Origin of the sequence: Providencia sp. PROV208, from assembly GCF_028479465.1 — a bacterium.
In the GTDB taxonomy this organism is placed as follows: domain Bacteria; phylum Pseudomonadota; class Gammaproteobacteria; order Enterobacterales; family Enterobacteriaceae; genus Providencia; species Providencia alcalifaciens.
In genome coordinates, this window is sequence record NZ_JAMPNS010000017.1 from 102,618 (window position 1) to 120,236 (window position 17,619).

At 41.8% G+C, this 17,619-nt stretch carries 19 protein-coding genes and 1 pseudogene; 16 read left to right on the forward strand and 4 right to left on the reverse strand.

The window, feature by feature from the left end; genetic code table 11:
- The first annotated feature begins 5 nt into the window (after positions 1-5).
- From PR766_RS14095 to PR766_RS14125, 7 genes are all read left to right on the forward strand, one after another.
- The gene (locus tag PR766_RS14095; RefSeq protein WP_006658263.1) at positions 6-1,037 is read left to right on the forward strand and encodes a carbon-nitrogen hydrolase family protein; all 1,032 of its coding nucleotides are present in this window, start codon (positions 6-8) and stop codon (positions 1,035-1,037) included.
- The gene (locus tag PR766_RS14100) at positions 1,034-1,789 is read left to right on the forward strand and encodes a maleate cis-trans isomerase family protein (protein ID WP_036959819.1); all 756 of its coding nucleotides are present in this window, start codon (positions 1,034-1,036) and stop codon (positions 1,787-1,789) included. The genes PR766_RS14095 and PR766_RS14100 overlap by 4 nt, the downstream gene beginning before the upstream one ends.
- A gap of 85 nt (positions 1,790-1,874) precedes the next feature.
- Positions 1,875-2,327, forward strand: a complete 453-nt coding sequence (locus PR766_RS14105; protein WP_006663331.1) for a MarR family winged helix-turn-helix transcriptional regulator — start codon at positions 1,875-1,877, stop codon at positions 2,325-2,327.
- Between the two features lie 274 nt (positions 2,328-2,601).
- Positions 2,602-4,248: a Na+/H+ antiporter gene (locus PR766_RS14110; protein WP_006663330.1), complete on the forward strand. Its 1,647-nt coding sequence runs from the start codon at positions 2,602-2,604 to the stop codon at positions 4,246-4,248.
- 246 nt (positions 4,249-4,494) lie between these two features.
- Positions 4,495-4,911 carry a YybH family protein gene (locus PR766_RS14115; RefSeq protein WP_036959816.1) on the forward strand — a complete coding sequence of 139 codons (417 nt, stop codon included), beginning with the start codon at positions 4,495-4,497 and terminating at the stop codon, positions 4,909-4,911.
- Between the two features lie 164 nt (positions 4,912-5,075).
- The gene (locus PR766_RS14120; RefSeq protein WP_036959814.1) at positions 5,076-5,369 is read left to right on the forward strand and encodes a zinc ribbon domain-containing protein; all 294 of its coding nucleotides are present in this window, start codon (positions 5,076-5,078) and stop codon (positions 5,367-5,369) included.
- Between the two features lie 36 nt (positions 5,370-5,405).
- Positions 5,406-5,963 carry a class I SAM-dependent methyltransferase gene (locus tag PR766_RS14125; protein WP_006658269.1) on the forward strand — a complete coding sequence of 186 codons (558 nt, stop codon included), beginning with the start codon at positions 5,406-5,408 and terminating at the stop codon, positions 5,961-5,963.
- A gap of 47 nt (positions 5,964-6,010) precedes the next feature.
- On the opposite strand, the gene PR766_RS14130 is transcribed toward PR766_RS14125, so the two are convergent.
- Positions 6,011-6,631 carry a flavin reductase family protein gene (locus PR766_RS14130; RefSeq protein WP_036959812.1) on the reverse strand — a complete coding sequence of 207 codons (621 nt, stop codon included), beginning with the start codon at positions 6,629-6,631 and terminating at the stop codon, positions 6,011-6,013.
- Positions 6,632-7,329: 698 nt separating this feature from the next.
- On the opposite strand from PR766_RS14130, the gene PR766_RS14135 reads away from it, so the two are divergent.
- The 9 genes and pseudogenes from PR766_RS14135 (at position 7,330) to PR766_RS14175 (ending at position 14,861) form a co-directional block, all read left to right on the forward strand.
- On the forward strand, positions 7,330-7,671 hold the full coding sequence (locus tag PR766_RS14135; protein ID WP_154601045.1) for a helix-turn-helix domain-containing protein: 342 nt from the start codon (positions 7,330-7,332) through the stop codon (positions 7,669-7,671).
- A 95-nt stretch (positions 7,672-7,766) separates the two neighbouring features.
- The gene (locus PR766_RS14140; protein ID WP_006658272.1) at positions 7,767-8,318 is read left to right on the forward strand and encodes a fimbrial protein; all 552 of its coding nucleotides are present in this window, start codon (positions 7,767-7,769) and stop codon (positions 8,316-8,318) included.
- Between the two features lie 61 nt (positions 8,319-8,379).
- Positions 8,380-8,961, forward strand: a complete 582-nt coding sequence (locus PR766_RS14145; protein WP_006663324.1) for a fimbrial protein — start codon at positions 8,380-8,382, stop codon at positions 8,959-8,961.
- Between the two features lie 72 nt (positions 8,962-9,033).
- On the forward strand, positions 9,034-11,538 hold the full coding sequence (locus tag PR766_RS14150) for a fimbria/pilus outer membrane usher protein (protein WP_036974043.1): 2,505 nt from the start codon (positions 9,034-9,036) through the stop codon (positions 11,536-11,538).
- Between the two features lie 37 nt (positions 11,539-11,575).
- Positions 11,576-12,304, forward strand: a pseudogene (locus PR766_RS14155) (fimbrial biogenesis chaperone).
- Between the two features lie 30 nt (positions 12,305-12,334).
- A complete protein-coding gene (locus tag PR766_RS14160; RefSeq protein WP_006658276.1) occupies positions 12,335-12,727 on the forward strand; it encodes a hypothetical protein in 393 nt (130 codons plus the stop codon).
- Positions 12,720-13,250, forward strand: coding sequence for a fimbrial protein (locus tag PR766_RS14165; protein ID WP_006663321.1), 531 nt, complete (start codon positions 12,720-12,722; stop codon positions 13,248-13,250). The genes PR766_RS14160 and PR766_RS14165 overlap by 8 nt, the downstream gene beginning before the upstream one ends.
- The gene (locus PR766_RS14170; RefSeq protein WP_006658278.1) at positions 13,250-13,783 is read left to right on the forward strand and encodes a fimbrial protein; all 534 of its coding nucleotides are present in this window, start codon (positions 13,250-13,252) and stop codon (positions 13,781-13,783) included. Before PR766_RS14165 ends, PR766_RS14170 begins: the two co-directional genes overlap by 1 nt.
- Positions 13,784-13,796: 13 nt before the next feature.
- A complete protein-coding gene (locus PR766_RS14175; RefSeq protein WP_006658279.1) occupies positions 13,797-14,861 on the forward strand; it encodes a hypothetical protein in 1,065 nt (354 codons plus the stop codon).
- A gap of 2 nt (positions 14,862-14,863) precedes the next feature.
- On the opposite strand, the gene PR766_RS14180 is transcribed toward PR766_RS14175, so the two are convergent.
- The 3 genes from PR766_RS14180 to PR766_RS14190 all read right to left on the reverse strand — a co-directional run bounded on the left by PR766_RS14180 (position 14,864) and on the right by PR766_RS14190 (position 17,611).
- The gene (locus tag PR766_RS14180) at positions 14,864-15,637 is read right to left on the reverse strand and encodes an AraC family transcriptional regulator (RefSeq protein ID WP_154635933.1); all 774 of its coding nucleotides are present in this window, start codon (positions 15,635-15,637) and stop codon (positions 14,864-14,866) included.
- A gap of 183 nt (positions 15,638-15,820) precedes the next feature.
- Positions 15,821-16,522 carry a fimbrial biogenesis chaperone gene (locus PR766_RS14185; protein WP_006663318.1) on the reverse strand — a complete coding sequence of 234 codons (702 nt, stop codon included), beginning with the start codon at positions 16,520-16,522 and terminating at the stop codon, positions 15,821-15,823.
- Between the two features lie 12 nt (positions 16,523-16,534).
- The gene (locus tag PR766_RS14190) at positions 16,535-17,611 is read right to left on the reverse strand and encodes a fimbrial protein (RefSeq protein WP_036968536.1); all 1,077 of its coding nucleotides are present in this window, start codon (positions 17,609-17,611) and stop codon (positions 16,535-16,537) included.
- Positions 17,612-17,619 lie beyond the last annotated feature (8 nt).

Here is a 17,619-nt window from a genome sequence, read left to right on the forward strand (position 1 = left end):
ACTACATGTTGAATCTACCTCAATTTAAGGCGGCGGCAGTGCAGGCCGCCCCTGTATTTCTTGATACTGATGCCACTGTGGACAAAGTGTGTCGGCTTATTGAAGAGGCGGCTGATAATGGCGCTAAATTAGTCGCATTCCCTGAAGTGTTTGTTTCTGGCTACCCGTATTGGAGCTGGGTGATGAATCCGATTGATGGCAGCCCATGGTTTGAAAAACTGTGTAAGTCAGCGATTGAAGTACCGGGACCCGAAATTAAAAAAATTGCGCAAGCGGCAGCTCGTCACCATATCAATGTTGTTGTTGGGGTGAATGAACGTAATCCGAACGGCATAGCGACGCTGTATAACACGCTGGTGACTATTTCTGATGAAGGCAAAATTTTAGGGCGGCACCGTAAATTAGTGCCGACATGGGCGGAAAAGCTGACGTGGGCGAACGGTGATGCATCTTCTCTAAAAGTGCACCAAACGAGCATTGGTCCTCTAGGCGCACTGGCATGTGGGGAAAATACCAATACATTGGCGCGTTTCTCATTATTAGCTCAGGGTGAGCTGGTACACATTGCCAGCTATATTGCTCTGCCAGTTGCACCGAAAGATTACGATATGGCTGATGCCATTCGCTTACGAGCTTCAGCGCACTGCTTTGAAGGTAAGGTATTTACTATCATTTCTTGTTCAACGGTCTCTGAAGAAATCGTTGACGCCATGGCAACATCCCATCCTGAGTCTCGTGAATTACTGGCTCGCCCAAATAGTGCATTTTCCGGCATTATCGGTCCCGATGGGCGCGTTATTGGGGAACCTTTGATTGATAAAGAAGGTATTGTTTATGGTGAAATTGATTTGAATCGCTGCATTCAACCTCGTCAGATGCATGATATTACTGGGCATTATAATCGCTTTGATATCTTTGATTTACAGGTTAATCGACGTCCTTTAACGGCTGCCCGTTTCCATCATAGTGGGCAAGATATTGATGAACTTAATCAATTTGCTGAATCGGATGACTCTTCTTTGGAGAAAGGACTATGAGCTTAGCGCGTACATTTCGTATTGGGCAGATTGTGCCTTCGTCTAATACCACCATGGAAACTGAAATTCCGGCTATTTTACGTGCCCGTGAAGCCATGTTTGCCGAACGCTTTACATTTCACTCTAGCCGTATGCGTATGCAAAAAGTGACCAAAGACGAATTAGCTAAAATGGATTCTGACAGTGATCGCTGTGCTATTGAGTTGTCCGATGCTGATGTAGATGTATTGGGGTATGCCTGCTTAGTTGCCATTATGAGCATGGGTAAAGGCTATCACCGCATTTCGCAAAAACGTCTTCATCAATGCACGATAGATAACGGGCATCCAGCGCCGGTCGTGACAAGTGCAGGGGCTTTAGTTGATGGTTTACATGCAATGGGTGCCAAAAAAGTGTCAATTCTGACCCCATACATGAAACCATTAACACAGCTGGTTATCGATTACATCGAACATGAAGGTATTGAGGTGGTAGACAGTATCTCTCTAGAAATACCTGATAACCTTGAAGTTGGTAGACAAAATCCATTAGCCCCTGTTGAAATTACCAAAAAACTGAATACCAATGTGGACGTCATTGTTGCATCTGCTTGTGTACAGATGCCTTCGCTGCCTTCAATTCAATTGATAGAAAATAGAGTGGGCTTGCCTGTCTTGTCATCATCCGTGGCAACGACATATATGATGCTAAAAAAATTGGGATTAGATACTCGAGTTGATGGCTTTGGCTCACTGCTTAGTGGCAGATTTTAGTTAAATTATGTTAAGAGTTCGGTTTCCTTCTGCTACTCTGCTAGCTTCTAATGTGATAAAACCAGAAGCTAAAAAAGAGGAATTGATGCCTAAATCGAAAGTCTTCGTTGATAATTACCTGCCCGCTCTGCTGGGGCAGGCATGGATGTTGGTTTCTTCTGAATTTCATGCGGTTGTGGAAGCTAACGGGTTATCCGTGTTGGAATGGCGAGTGCTTTCTACATTGGCGAATAATGGTTCGATGGGGATCACCGAGTTATCGCAAAAAACAGTCAGCAAGCAACCGACTATTACGCGGGTTTTACAGCGATTGGAGCAACAAGGGCATGTAATCCGCCATAATAATCATTCAGGGAGTGACCGACGCGTGACATTAGTCAGTGTGACTTCGAGTGGAGTGGAGTTAGTGGAAGGATTATTGGTTGCCGCAGAAGAGCATGAAAGGCAGGTTTTAGCACCATTAGGCGCTCGTAAAAGCAAAATGCTCAAACAAGTTTTACAAGAATTAATTGATAGACATAGCCCAGAAATCAAATAGATAAACTCCATCGAAATACTAGGATTCATCTGTTTTTGATGAGTATGAGAATTTTATAGGACGAATAATTATTAAACCCTTATAAAACACTAACATATTCATCATAAATGTAATGTGTTGGAAATTAAGTAATATTCTGTAACACAATGATTGCTATCGTAGTTTTTGATTTATTTTATTTTTTTTCTAGAGCATAAATTGTCACTTTACATTGATTTGATTTATCTATTTACTGCAAATCAGATAACTAAGATAAACCATTATGGAGCACTCAATGTCGGTAGTGACACTTGTACTCGTTTTTTTACTTGCAGTCGTCGTGAGCGTGTTCGTTTCACGATTACTTAAAGACATTATTCCATTACCTATTATCCAAATCGCGTTAGGTGCTGCCTTATCGTTTTATGGGTTTACAGTGGAATTTGAACCTCATCTGTTTCTATTTTTATTTATTCCTCCATTACTGTTTCTTGATGGCTGGCGCATTCCAAAAGAGGCGTTATTTCAAGAAATTAAACCAATTATATCTCTGGCGATCGGTCTGGTTGTTGTCACAGTGATTGGAATGGGCTTCTTTATTCATTGGTTGATTCCAACGATTTCTCTGGCGGTTGCATTTGCGCTGGCGGCGATTCTTTCGCCGACTGACCCTGTATCTGTATCCGCAATGACAGTGAATTCACCATTACCTTCGCGTATGGCGCACATTTTAGAAGGGGAGTCCTTACTCAACGATGCAACAGGCTTAGTATGCTTTAGCTTTGCGGTTGTCGCGGCACTGACAGGTGAGTTTTCTCTGACTTCTGCCGCAGGGCAATTTGTACTGGTGGCATTTGGCGGTATTGCGATTGGTTTATTAGTGGCATGGGCTATAGGTTGGTTAAACCAATTCTTGGTTAAGCGTACTGGTGAAGAACCTGCCATCCAAATCATGATTAGCTTATTAATGCCATTTACAGCCTATTTACTTGCTGAGCATTTGCATGTTTCTGGGATACTTGCCGCGGTCGTTGCAGGTATTGCGATGCACTATGAAAAAATTGCTGGGCGTATGCAAGCCGCAACACGCATGCAAAGTAAGGCAGTTTGGGATACAGTGCAAACGGGCCTTAACGGCATGATCTTTATCCTACTGGGTGAGCAGTTACCGGGAATGTGGACGAATATGCCACAGGTCGCTGAAGCAGCAGGTGCTAGCCACCCGTGGATGCTATTTGTGTATGTGGCAGTGATTACCATTGCATTAGGTGCATTGCGTTTTGCTTGGGTATGGATATCAATGACATTGACGGTGTTTCATCATCGACGTCGTGGAAAACAAGCGGATGAAGTGCGTATTCGTATGATGGCGGTGATGGCAACAGCGGGTGTGCGCGGTGCAATTACATTAGCGGGTATTTTGACCTTACCACTGTTGATGCCAGATGGTTCGTTATTCCCTAACCGTGATGTGGCAATCTTTCTCGCGATGGGGGTCATTTTATGTTCCCTGTTAATTGCGAGTATTGCTTTACCTATTTTAACCAAAGGGTTAGTCCAAGATTTACCCTACGATAACGACGAAATTCGTGCCCGCTTGGCGCTAAACGAAGCGGCAATGGCACATATTCGTGAGTTAATGAATCACCCTTCCGAAGATGTGGATGAGATTGCGATGCGTACCGAAGTCGGGGCTCAGTTGCTCGAAATCTATGGTCGTCGTTTAGATAACTCCGATGAAACTGAATCGGATGTCTTTGACTTACACCGTATGATCGAAATGGAACGCTCGATGTCTAATTCCGCTCTTAAGGCGAAGCGTGAAGCCTTATACCAAATGCGTAAAGGAAAAAACATCAACGAACGAGTGTATCATCGCTTACGTGACGAACTTGATTTAAAAGAAGAAACATTAAATCACCATAAAAGTTCAAAACACTGATTCATGAAATGTTGACCCTAACGGCTTAAGATACTTAAGCCGTTTTTACATCATCATTGAAATATATTTTATTACTGATAATGTATTTTCTAATTCTATTGAGGAAAAAACTATGTCGCAGCATGCCGCTCATTTAATGATTATGATGACCATCACTTAACTGGTGGGAGTCTGTGACATCCTCAACCCGCCAGATAAGGCGGGTTTTTTGTCCTTGTCTGGTTAACTCTCCACAAGGAACTATCAATGAATCTTCTCGATAATACTCAAAAACATACCCAAGATCTTGAAGCCTTAATTGCCAGCGCAGATCGTGCAATCACAGAAGAAAATTTCAGTTATTTAATGAATTTCTATTCTGAAAATGGCGCATTAGTGGTGAAAGATGGCTTACATGTCCATGGAAAAGAGGACCTCCAGAAAGCCTTTTCTGCTATTGCAGAATTTTTTAATCATACTCTGCAAGTTTCCCAAGGTGCGGTGAAAGTCATTTTTGGTGAAGACTGCGCCTTAGTGCTCGCTGAGACTCTTTTAAGTGCACAAATGCAGGATGGCACCGAATTTAATACGGCGCGAGAAGCCACCTACGTTTTTAAACTGATTGAAGGCAAGTGGTTATGCGTGATTGATAATTCCTATGGCACATCATTGCTAAAATCGTAAAGCTCAATCATGGCTGCTGAGTCTATTTTTGTTGGTATAGAACAGCGAAATTCAGTTTACGTAATCAATGGTTTTTTATTGTAATTATTGAGTTTTGCTGTTGTGTTTGAAGTTAGCTCTAAGGTTTATACTCGTGTGAAGAATAACTGTAGAGGATATCTTTTATGTCAATTTTCAGCTGGTTATTTAATCTCAGTAAACATCGCAGCGGCGCTAAACACGGTGGCCAATATCAAAATAATTCAAGGCATGGTAGAGATTCTAAGCACAATAACGGTGATAAGCACAATTACCGTGATAAACACAATTACCAAGATAAGCACGGGTATGGTGCAAAACTGGGGGAGGGTTATCAATACGGTGACCGCCAAAACGCGGAAGGAATAATCTGCCGACAATGCCGCAGTATCGTCAGCCTAAATGCGAAATTTTGCAGCGAGTGTGGAACGGCAACTTAGGAAAATAGAAAAGGTATTCCGAGTTCAGGAGGAAGCATGATTGCATCGTTTTTTTCTCAAAAAAATCATTACCAACTCTATATTAAAAATTTTATTGCATCACCCGCCTCGATGGGAACAGTGATGCCATCATCTCGCTGGTTATGCTATGCAATAGTTAGCAATATAGATTGGAGAAATTGCATAAAAATTGCAGAGATCGGTGCGGGTAATGGTGTAATGACGCGTTACATTGCAAATGAAATTCCTGAGAAATCGAGTTTGGAGCTCTATGAAATTAATCGTGATTTTATTGCTATTTTAAATCAAATTGAAGATCCTAGAGTAACAGTTAAACCTTGCTCAGCTGAATATTTACGTGGCGATTATGATCTGATTATTTCAGGGCTCCCTTTCTTGTCTCTACATAAAAAAACTAGTATGCGAATCTTGAAAAAGGTACGCCAAAGCTTGCTCAAGAATCACGGTAGGCTGGTGCTATTTCAGTATACCCAAGGTTGCGAGCGGTTATTTTCTCGTTATTTTTCATTTACAAAAGAGCGGGTATATCGAAATTTCCCACCTGCTTGGGTGTATACCTGCGTACCCAAATAATGGGTTTTAAGACCAGCGTAATATGTGCTGGTCTTAGCCTCTATTGATTATTTAGGGCGATACATTTCGAGCTTTTGTTGTTCTTCAATCCAATAATAATCAGCGGGTCCTCCTGCACGCATCAGCGGTTTTTGGCGTGCGCTGTTATACAGGCCTTGCTCCAAGGTCGCTTTATCAATATGCACCATGACCACTTCCCCCATGACCATCCATGTATCCAGTAAGCTACCATCTGCTCGTTTTAATTGCTGATATTCGGTGACAACACATTCTAGAGAGACGGGTGTTTGGGCAATACGTGGAGGAGTCACCAATGTGGATGGCAAAGTAGAAAGCTGCGTGAGGTCAAATTCACTTTCTCCATGAGGTAGCATGGCGCTGCTTAGGTTGATCTGCTGAGCTAATTCGAGGGTCGCAAGATTATAAACAAACTCTCCCGTTTCGATTGCATTAGTGACAGAATCTTTTTTTCCAACACTGGAAAAGACCAAAATAGGCGGAGAATAATTAAAGATATTGAAAAAACTATAAGGTGCAAGATTCGTTCTACCTTGCTTATCACATGTGGAAATCCAACCTATAGGGCGAGGAGCGATCAATGAGGGAATAGGATCGTGGGGAAGACCATGACCTTGTTGTGGTTGGTAGCTGTAAAATTGAGTTTGCATTATTGGCTCCTTTTTTCATTATCCTAACGGATTAATTTATTTCAGTTAATATTTAAAAATGAAAAATGCATCATTTGTATAGTTTTAGCATGATATGGATAAAATAGGTTTTTATTATTGATTGATTGATAGGTTTCGATTTCCTTTTAGTGCTCTTTTTTAAATTATATTTTAAATCTTATGGGTTGAATTTATGTAACGCATATAATGTGTAATTTTAGGTTGTTTTTTATTTTTAATTAAATATTGTATTTTTAATTTTGATATTTTTAATTAAAACGAAAGTTCTTTTTTTGGCGTTTTTTTAGTGTCATTTTCAAAAATGAAAATAGTTTCTTTTTATTAAAGGTAATTGATATTTTTTTACAGGTTTTAGTATGTTTAATTATTGGGTATTTAAATGGTTACATAATTATATAATACATATGTAATTATGTAACTATTTGATAAATATTAGTGTATTTAATTTTACCTAGGTTAAAGGTGATCAATAAACTTAATTTGATAGATATTAACTATTAAATAATATAATTTCGATCGATATAAACGTATTTACAGATTTATTTCTTGTATCTATATTTTAATAAATTAATTTCCTGCACTTTGGATATATCCATTTTTTATTTAACTATTTACTCAATGATATGGCTACCTTTGAGTAAATAAAATTAAAGCTATTTAAATTTGGTTTTAATATTATGAAAAACAAATATCGACTACGTGAAGAGGTTGGTTCATTTATTAGGGAGGCTAGGCTTAATTGTTCACTGACTGGTGAAGAATTAGGTAGGATGCTCCATATTAGTCAACAACAAATATCCCGATATGAACGTGGTATTACGAGTGTGAGCATTGAAACTCTTGATGCCATATTAAATAAATTAGGCAAAGATTGGTCTGACTTTTTTTTTAAAGTTATAGCCAATTATTCAGATGAAGTAGCAGAAATAAAACTACAAGATAATTTTTTATTTCAAGATAAAAAATCAAAATATTCATATTACGATAAATTGAAGTTCAGGGCATTACATGAGCTTTAATACCCAATAATGATATTTAACATGTTGTTATCTCCATTAATTATTTAATGGTGTTTTGTATTTCTCTCATCTTTAAACGAAAGGAAAGTCATTCTATGAAACTTAATCAGTTAGCAACCATGACGCTGCTGGCAGCATCGGCGACTTCTTTTGGTGTTATGGCGGAGAATACCGGTACGGTGAATTTTATCGGTACAGTTGTGACTTCGCCCTGCAATATTGCTCAGTCTTCTTTGAAGCAAACCATTGATTTTGGACAGCTTTCTCGTCGAGGCTTAGAGAATGGTCGCAATGCGGAGGTGGATTTTAATATTGAATTAACGGGATGTGATTTTTCAGATTACACCAAAGATGCCGCAGGAACACCTGCGGTAGTGAAAAGTATGGAGCTGGTTTTTACAGGGCAAAATTACGCGGATGCGGGTAATACCTTGCTCTCAACGTCTGCTGGCAATGCAAATAACGTGGGGATTGGTATTGATGGTTTTGAGTTTGGTAAAGCCAAAGATATTTTTTCCCGTATTATCAATAAGAAGGGTGATAACACTTTAACGTTCAAAGCATTAGCTAAAGCCATTGATACGAATAAAGATGTCGCTGAAGGTAAATTTAGTGCCGTAACTAACTTCCGCATTACTTACCAGTAAACATCTGAGTCTACCGCTGGCATTCGCTGGCGGTATTACGACTGAGTTGAGGGAGGAAACTGTGATTGTTTATCGATGGGTCACTCGCCAATTAGCACAATTGATAATGGTCAGTATTCTGGTATACCCAGTCATTTCAGGGGCTGAAAGCAAGAAAAAAATTGAGCTTAATGGAAGCGCAACTCTCAAAGGTATTGTGATTGCGACACCGTGTTCGGTTGTGATGCAAAATAGGTTCCAAACGATTGATTTCTCGCCGCTAGCTATCACGATGCTCGGGACTAAATTGCAACGTGAACAGCATAACCAACCTTTCATTCTTGAGTTAAGAGATTGTGGAAGTCTTTATTCTTCGCTTGATGTTAAAACGTGGTCTATTCGCTTTATGGGACAAACCGCGGAACACATTAATGGGTTTGTCTTGCAAGGAGCTTCACGAGGTCTTGGGGTTTCGGTACTGGATAATCGTTTAAATGCATTGGTGCCGGGTCAATATTATTCTTTGTCAGACAATGTGTTACTGCATGATAAATCAGAGAAAACGCTCTTTTTACAGTACTTTTTACGTTTGGAGCTGACAGGAGAACCGATCCAAGCGGGTAACTATCAAGGATTAATCCGCTTTTTCATCGATTATCAATAAATTGCAAATAAACATAATCTCGAAATTCCTTTCGAGAGGGGCACACTCGTCGCATTTGGGGTGGTATAGGGCATGATGTTCAAACATAGCAAACTAAGACTGGCGATTTTATTAGCGTTAAGTATGGGGATCGGAAATGCGCATGCTGCTGAATTTAATACAGATGTATTAGATGCTGAAGATATTAGTAACATTGATATGAGCCAATTCTCGGTCGCTGGATATGTTCCACCAGGTGACTATATCTTGACCGTCTTTGTGAATGGTCAACGCTTAGGGGAACCTCGAGATATCGCTGTTTTTGATGAGAAAAATACACAGAAAACGTTATCTCAACAGGTGTGTCTTGCACCTCAGTTGCTGGGATTAATGGGACTCAAAAAATCAGCAGAGGAAAAAGTCACACTGTTTCGCGATGACCAATGTTTGAATTTTTCTGCACTTTCGGGCGTTCAAACTAAAGTCGATTTACCCACAATGTCTCTGAAAATGACGATCCCGCAGATGTGGATGGAGTATCGAGATCCTTATTGGATCCCGCCTAAATATTGGGAAGAAGGGATCAATGGTGCGTTTGTGGATTACAGCGCGAATGTGTCTGCAACAAAAGAAACCGAAGGGGATAAGCGTATTTATTTATCTGGCAATGGGACATCTGGGATCAATATTGGTGCTTGGCGTTTACGTGGAGACTTTAGCGGGACTTATCAAGAACAGCATGGTGGAGTCTATTCGCAAGAGAAACATAATTTTGATTTCAGTCGGTTATATGCATTTCGTTCATTGAAGGACTCCGCGGCACTGCTCACCTTAGGGGAGAACAATTTTTATTCGGATGTATTTGATTCTTGGCAGTATACGGGGATTGCTGTTGAAAGTGATGATCGCATGTTGCCGCCAAAACTGGTGGGGTATGCGCCTGAAATTATCGGAGTCGCAAAAACGAATGCCATTGTTATTGTGCGTAGTCAGGACCGAATTATTTCAGAAACTTCAGTACCACCGGGTCCATTTCGTATTCAAACCTTAGATAGTGGGATCCGTGGTGTGTTAGATGTGACGGTGCGTGAAGAAAATGGGGAAGAGAATAAATTTAGCCTTAGTACGGCTTCATTACCTTATTTAACGCGTCCTGGACGGATAAATTATAAAGCTGCGGTGGGGAAAACACGTTATGACAATCGACATTTAACGGGAGATCCCGTCATTAGTGGTGAATTGTCATACGGTGTATCAAATGCGTGGTCGCTTTATGGTGGTACTCAGCTTAATGCGTATTATCAAAGCGCGGCATTAGGGATTGGTCGAGATCTGTTTTCTTTCGGGGCTGTTGCTGTAGATATTACGCAATCCTTTGCTGATTATTCTGATGATGACAAGGGGCACTTACAGGGGCGCTCTTATCGTTTTAATTATGCAAAGTCATTCGATGATTTACGAACAGATATTACCTTTGCAGGTTATCGTTTTGCAGACAAAGAATATCGCACGTTAATGCAGTATATGGATGAGGATCGAACGGGGCAGACACCTCGCGCAACCAAGGAAAACTACCAAGTTTATTTAAATAAATATTTTGATGATTTTAATCTGTCATTAAATTATCAGTACAGCACTTATTGGCAGGATGATCCTCAAACTCAATATGGTTTATATGCCAATACCAGCCTCAGTTTTCCATCTCTTTCTCAATACAACGGCAATATTGCACTTTCTGCGACGCGAACCGAGCGAAGTAATGGCTATGAAGATGATGCGATTAACCTGTATTTGACCATCCCGCTATACAGTGGGCATAGCCTCACGTTCTCCGAGCTGTATTCTCGCTCAAATAAACAGAACCAATATAACCATAATGTGGGGTATAGCGGTTATGGGGAGCGGGATAACTATAGCCTGACGATGGGATATAACCATGGTCAAGATATGGATAGCCAAACGAGTTTTAGTGGTTTTTATTCTCGTGACCTCTCAGATGCCAACGTCTCGGTTAATGGCAGCTATGTACCGCATCAATATCGTAGTGTTGGCGCCTCCATTAAGAGTGGGATAACGGTAACGGGTAAAGGAATTGCGTTACACCGTTCTGCGCATGGAGATACACGTCTTATGGTCGAAACCTCGGACATAAGTGGTGTTCCTCTGAATCAAGGGGTGACGAAAACGAACCGTTTTGGCTTAGCGGTACTCCCAAATATGAATAGTTACCGTAAATCTACGGCTTCCATCAACACCAGTAAATTACCCGATGACATTGAAGCATTGAATGCAACCAGCGATATCACATTGACGAAAGGTGCTATTGGCTATCGCAGCTTCCCTGTTATGAAAGGCGAAAAATTGTTCTCAGTGATTACGTTACAAAATGGCAAAAAGCCACCTTTTGGTGCCAGTGTACGTAATGAGGCAAATCAAGAGCTAGGAATTGTGGGGGAGGATGGCGTGACGTGGCTGGCTGGCGTCGTAAGACAAGAGCCTTTATGGGTCTATTGGCACAGCCAAAAACAGTGCCAGTTAACTTTGCCTGACTCGTTAAACACCACGTCGTCAATGCTGTTATTGCCATGTGAAAAATAACGGAATATTTCATCGTACCTATCTTATGAGGTTGATTATGTTTAATTTTAAATCAATTTATGCTGCATTGATAAGCTTGCTAATGATTATGTCACAGGCTTCCTACGGTGCAGTGACACTGGATCGAACGCGCATTGTTTTTCCGGGAAATGAAAAATCGATTAATGTGCGTATTTCCAATGATAACCCTGAGGAGGCGTATTTAGCGCAAAGTTGGATTGAAGATTTACAAGGCAAGAAACTCACCCAAGGCGCTATTCTTGCGACTCCACCATTACAACGTGTGGAAGCCAATAGCCACAGTTTGGTACGCTTGAGTAAAACACCTTTATTGAGCCAGCTACCTGATGATAGAGAATCGGTTTTCTATTTTAATCTGCGGGAAGTCCCACCAAAATCTACCGAAGAAAATACTCTGCAAATTGCGCTCTAGTCACGGGTGAAATTGTTCTATCGCCCTGAAAAAATTCTAGAGATGTCCCAGACGAAATGGGCTCATAACATCACTTTACTGAAAACGGCGAAAGGCTACCGTTTGAATAACACCACCCCCTTTAATTTAACGGTGATTGGCATTGGTAATAGTAAAAAACAGTCGGAAGAGAGCTCATTCGAAGTAGTCATGGTGGCACCAAAATCCACTTTTGATATCACCACGCATTCACTCACAACACCGTATCTGACCTACATCAATGACTATAGTGGTAAGCCAACATTGGCATTTCGTTGCAAAGGAGACACCTGCACCGTCTCTGGAGAACAGTAATTTTACGAAGACATTGAGGGGGAAAATCGGATGAAAATGATCCGGCTAGGATGCGCAATTATCACCATGGCAATGACGACGGGGGCGCTAGGCGATAAATTTTTAGGCAGTGTGCCACCCACTGAATCACATTATGAATCCCCCCACATGGGGTGGTTTTTGGTTAATGCCACGTTATTTAATGCGCCATGCAGCTTAGCAGTAAAGGAGAAGCCCGTATTGACTCAATGCGGTGCTGGCTCAGCATTCAGTGAAAGCGACAGTGGAGCAAAAACACCCGCAATGTTGTTAGTGGTGGATGCTGCGACAGGGAAAAGAGTGGTTCATTCCTCTGTTAACTTGGTGAATGGGAATAATACAGTGCAGCTACCGAATACCATCGATCCAGCTCATTTACTGAGATTGGAGGTGAGCTATGAATAAGCTAACACTATTTTGGTGGTTACTTGCGCCGCTTTTTTGGAGCCTTTCTGGACGAGGATATGCCCAGTTTTTGGATGTGGAGTTTAGCGGTGAATTGGTTCATTTGTCTTGCAAAGTCAGTGCGGGTTCAGTGAAAAAAGAGATTCAGCTTGAGGCGTTACGCATGCAGTCTCTCAATCAAGGAGATGTGAGCGAAATAACACCGTTCTCCATTGAAATTGACCATTGCCAGCAATCAGACATGGGGAAGTTAATCAAAATGACGTGGCATGGAACGCAGTTAGTGGATATTGATGGGCATAGTTACCTTATTACTCAAGGTGATAGCGATGTGGTGCTCGGTCTAGTGGACGGCGAAGGTAAACCGATTATTTGGGATGAACCCATTGATGTGGGGCATGTATCAGTGGTGAAAGATGAGCAGTCTCTATTATTTGGCGTTGTGGCGCGTAAGCCCCCATTTGGTTACGTCAATGCAGGGAATTTTTCTGGTTGGGTTACTTTTTCCGTGGAGTATGAATAGTGAAACAAATCAATAAAGTAAAAAACTATTGGTGTGGTTTGCTGTTACTCATTTCACCAATAGTTTATGGGGATGTTTTAGTGAATGTCGCTGCGACGATGGTGGATCCGGCTTGTCATGTTCGTAGTGAAGATGGCAGCTCTCCGCTGCAAATTAATTTTGGTGTGGTTGAAATCAATGGCGCTCCTGAGGTTTCGTTAACCAAAGATTTTCCCGTGTATATCAGTGGATGCTCAGGGAGAAAAACGCTGTCAGTGTTACTCAACCCGAAAGGCTACGGAACAGAGGAGTATCTCGGTAGACATATTTTGTCAACCAGTGCGAAAGGGCTGGGGATCCATTTTCTTGATGTCACTGATGGGCAAGCGATTCCTTTAGAATTAAATCAATTACAGGCGCTCACCCCTCAGCCCATAAGTACGACCGAACACCGGATTGACCTACAAGCACAGTTGGTGAATACACGACCATTAAACCAGCTCCCTGCAGGGAGATTCACATCTGCAATGATGATTTCAGTCACTTATAACTAGTGGGAAAACCAATATGTTGAAGATTAGGCTCATAGCATGGGCATGTTGTTTGGTTGGTGGGCTTATATTGTCAATGATGGCGAAAGCGGATTATGCCGCACAAATCATTGATCCCAATGGCGGTTATACCATACGGGTGAATAACAACAGTACACTGGCGGATCACCCTGACGTCGGCTCTGATGGTCAAAACTACTACCAAGTTGGTGAACCCTTTGTCATCGATAGCAACCGTGCTGAACCTAAAGGTTTGGTTAAGTGTATTGGGCGACGTTGGGGAAGTACCAGTACACAAATTTTGCCTTCAAATGCTTTTCATCGGCTATTTATGTATGTGCCTGAAACGGGGTTTTCTCTCGGAGGACTCAAAGCTTATCGGCTAAATGCCAACTTAGTCATGACAGTAGAAGCTGACATGATGGAATGGACCAACCGCAGCTCTGGAGTTTGTTCAATGGCGAGTGAGGAGACTGTATTTGATGTTCCAAGGTTTGATAACCATTTTCCTATCACGATGACGTTTTATATTAAAGAGCAGATTATTGATGGGCAGCTAGTGATTAGTGAAATGCCCTTAGCAGGCTATGTACGGGCATTTACGAATCCAAAAGTGGCACCGCCTTATGATAGTTGGTCACTCAATGAATCCTCAGTTCCCCTACGACTAGCTGCATCACAAATTAATATTGGTGCAAAGTGTTCTACCAGTACCAGCAGTGGAGAAAAAAGTGTATTGAATTTACGCCATGGGCAATTAAACAGCCTGCAATATGACAACCGTGCTAGCGGTCAAGTCACTTATCATTGTCTCTTTCAATCCTCCACAAAAGTGCGTTTACGTTTGGATTACACACAAGATGACGATCCACAAAAGCGTTTACCTATGACGAATGGGGATAACGATACGATCTACAGCGAATTGGTGATCACCGATCTTGAAACAGGGCAATCTGGTAAAGAAATCAAAGCCGAAATTCACAGTATGAAAGAGTTTGAAATTAGTAGTCACCTGCAGGGAGAAAATGCGCAAGCTGGTGATTATCAAGGATCCGCGTGGCTAATCGCCACACTGGATTAGCGCTATTGCTCAATACGTTGAATAAAGCTTGAGGGAGATTGTCCTAACCATTTTTTGAACATAGTCGAGAAGGATCCTACATTGCTATAGCCCAGATCGAATGCCACTTCCGTGATCGACTTACCCGCTGAGATCCGGCTAATTGCATTGAGTAAACAGGCTTGTTGTCGCCAGTCAGAGAACGACAAGCCTGTTTGCGCCCCAAAAAATCGGCTAAACGAGCGCTCACTTTTATGTAATTTTGCTGCCCAATCTTGGGGTAGTGAGGTTATTTGCGGTGATTTTAAAAACGCTTTGCATAAGGTCGCGAGGCTTTCATCACGAGGAATTGGTGCGAAAAATGGTAAGGGTTCCGCCTGAGCCACTTCATGGAGAATCAACTGCATCAGCACGCCATCGCGCCCAGTGAGATCATATTCCAGCGGAACATCAACCGCTTCAAGGAGCAATTGACGCAATAGCGGCGTAACGCGTAGGACTTCACACTTATTACTGTTACGGGGTGCGGCAGCAGGCTCGATATATAAACTGCGGGTGCTGACATTTAGCATACGCGTTTCATGAGCGGTATTTTGAGGGATCCACACGCCGCTATCGGGAGGGATCACCCATTCACCATCTTCAGTGCTCACCTCAATTAACCCAGTGGCACCATATAGAAACTGTGCGCGTCGATGCTTGTGGGAATCCAATAGCACATTGGGTAGGTAGTCGGTACCGAGTGCTAAAATATCGCGCGCAACGTGATCAATAGTATTAAGTGGAATATTTCTCATTAGTTGTGTTCTTGTCGAAATCGTGATGGCTGAAATTCAAATATTCATCATTATTTTTCGAATATAGGCAATTTTTATTGACATGACCACATGTTTTACGTGGTTGGCTGAAATTCCAATGCCTTTGGCGGCTTTTCAAAAGTTGGCTCAGTAGGAAATGTTTACCCTAACTCGGCTCGGTACCTAATTGATGCTCATTGTATGGTTTACGAGGCTACCTTGATCATTGATATACACCGCAATAAGTTTACCATTTTGCCGATGACTCCCTTCTAGCTTTTCGGTTGAATACGGTGGGATCATAACGCTTTTCGCGATGGGGGTATTTTGGCTATTTTCATAATAGAGCTGTGAAATATTCAAAAAATAAGGGGTAGGATTTTTAATTGAAAGCTGATTCTCGGAATGTGAGGCACTCACGTTATTTATAAATGACTCTACGCCACTGGCAAGCGCTGCGGGTCGATAAAAAACTTTGATACGAATTTGTAGCGCTAACTGAATAATATTCATGCCTTCTTTGTTTTGAGGTTTTGGCGAGATATCAAGTACATTCAGGTAAAAAACAGATTCTCTATCTTGCGGTAAATCCTCACCAATAAATCGAATCCGTAATTGCGCGCCATCATGAGCGGCGATTTTGGTCACAGGCGGCGTCACAATAAACGGCGCCTCTGTTGTTTCAGGGGTGGAATGGATATTGCCCTCATCAACCCAACTCTGTACTAAGCTTGCTTGTTCACTGTCATTAATGGTTTGAATATTGGCTGATTTTTGGTCGCTTAAGTAAATCAAACGCGTTTTTTTGAGTATTAAGCTCGCGTGCGTCTGTGAGCTGAGAAGGAGCAACATTAAACTGTAAATAATCCCTTGAATATGCCGCATTTTTTCATCCTTCTAATTATAAGACATGACCACCGTTGCGGTGCTGGATACAGGACCTTGCGTCACGATGGCTGGGGTATAAGGGTAATAATAAGCCCCCATATTGAGGGTAAATGATGGGGAAATCGGACTCCCTTTTGCGACACTGAAAATAGAGGTTGCGGTATTTTGTGCTGCCACACTATCTGAAAGAGTGATAGGCGTGGTGGGATTGCTTGCGGTCACTAACCGAAAACCTACACCGGCAGCACCTTGGCTGGCGGTGTTATTCATGGTGGTTTTATCTGTGGTAAGTAAGCTGCTGCTGGATAAGAAAATATTGATATCCCTTGATGCATTACCTCCTGCCAGAAAATCTTGACAGGTAAAATTGAGATTAAAGGGCGTATAACCTGCGCGTGTTGCTGATTTGACGGTACTGATACTGACGGGGGGCAGAGTCACCACTAACCCTTGGTTAGCAAAGTTACACGTGGTGGTGATTGGGTTATAGGTGACTTGAACGGGTTGTAAGTAAATATCATCAGGTTGAGTGGTCCAATTGAGTCCAAGCAAAAACGCGAGGAGTCTGGTCACCACATCAATAAGCCATTGTACAAGACCTAAAGTGGATGCATCCGAAGCAAAAACAACGGGGTTAATGGTTATACTGCTTCCTGCAATTTCAACATAATTTGAGCTCGGTTTGACGGTCACAAGGGTAAATTGTATGGTGAAATTTACATTGAGTTCATTGGCATTGTGAGAACCGGCAGATAGGTTTGACACATTGTTTTTTTCTAATTTGGTGACGGTCACTTCTACTAATTGTTTACCTCCATTAAATCCCACCGTTGCTTTGCGACCTTGAAATGGTGAGGCAATACCAACGACATTAGGGAGTAGTCCATTATTGGTACAAGTAAATGTCCCGGAAAATATGGTTCGAGAGTCTTTGGCCACGACAGTCGATGAGTTGCTTAAATCGTTTGATATATCAAACGTAATCGGGGACGCCGTGACTGTTGTCGCTTGTCGACAGTTCGCAGAGGCATACTGGCTGACGGCAAGTAAACTGGAAAATAATAATGCCAATGTGGTTTTTTTCATTGGATGTT

Coding starts and splice junctions, on each gene's coding strand:
- PR766_RS14095 (WP_006658263.1), top strand. CDS start 6: ATGTTGAATCTACCTCAATTTAAGGCGGCGGCAGTGCAGGCCGCCCCT.
- PR766_RS14100 (WP_036959819.1), top strand. CDS start 1,034: ATGAGCTTAGCGCGTACATTTCGTATTGGGCAGATTGTGCCTTCGTCT.
- PR766_RS14105 (WP_006663331.1), top strand. CDS start 1,875: ATGCCTAAATCGAAAGTCTTCGTTGATAATTACCTGCCCGCTCTGCTG.
- PR766_RS14110 (WP_006663330.1), top strand. CDS start 2,602: ATGTCGGTAGTGACACTTGTACTCGTTTTTTTACTTGCAGTCGTCGTG.
- PR766_RS14115 (WP_036959816.1), top strand. CDS start 4,495: ATGAATCTTCTCGATAATACTCAAAAACATACCCAAGATCTTGAAGCC.
- PR766_RS14120 (WP_036959814.1), top strand. CDS start 5,076: ATGTCAATTTTCAGCTGGTTATTTAATCTCAGTAAACATCGCAGCGGC.
- PR766_RS14125 (WP_006658269.1), top strand. CDS start 5,406: ATGATTGCATCGTTTTTTTCTCAAAAAAATCATTACCAACTCTATATT.
- PR766_RS14130 (WP_036959812.1), bottom strand. CDS start 6,631: ATGCAAACTCAATTTTACAGCTACCAACCACAACAAGGTCATGGTCTT.
- PR766_RS14135 (WP_154601045.1), top strand. CDS start 7,330: ATGAAAAACAAATATCGACTACGTGAAGAGGTTGGTTCATTTATTAGG.
- PR766_RS14140 (WP_006658272.1), top strand. CDS start 7,767: ATGAAACTTAATCAGTTAGCAACCATGACGCTGCTGGCAGCATCGGCG.
- PR766_RS14150 (WP_036974043.1), top strand. CDS start 9,034: ATGATGTTCAAACATAGCAAACTAAGACTGGCGATTTTATTAGCGTTA.
- PR766_RS14160 (WP_006658276.1), top strand. CDS start 12,335: ATGAAAATGATCCGGCTAGGATGCGCAATTATCACCATGGCAATGACG.
- PR766_RS14165 (WP_006663321.1), top strand. CDS start 12,720: ATGAATAAGCTAACACTATTTTGGTGGTTACTTGCGCCGCTTTTTTGG.
- PR766_RS14175 (WP_006658279.1), top strand. CDS start 13,797: ATGTTGAAGATTAGGCTCATAGCATGGGCATGTTGTTTGGTTGGTGGG.
- PR766_RS14180 (WP_154635933.1), bottom strand. CDS start 15,637: ATGAGAAATATTCCACTTAATACTATTGATCACGTTGCGCGCGATATT.
- PR766_RS14185 (WP_006663318.1), bottom strand. CDS start 16,522: ATGCGGCATATTCAAGGGATTATTTACAGTTTAATGTTGCTCCTTCTC.
- PR766_RS14190 (WP_036968536.1), bottom strand. CDS start 17,611: ATGAAAAAAACCACATTGGCATTATTATTTTCCAGTTTACTTGCCGTC.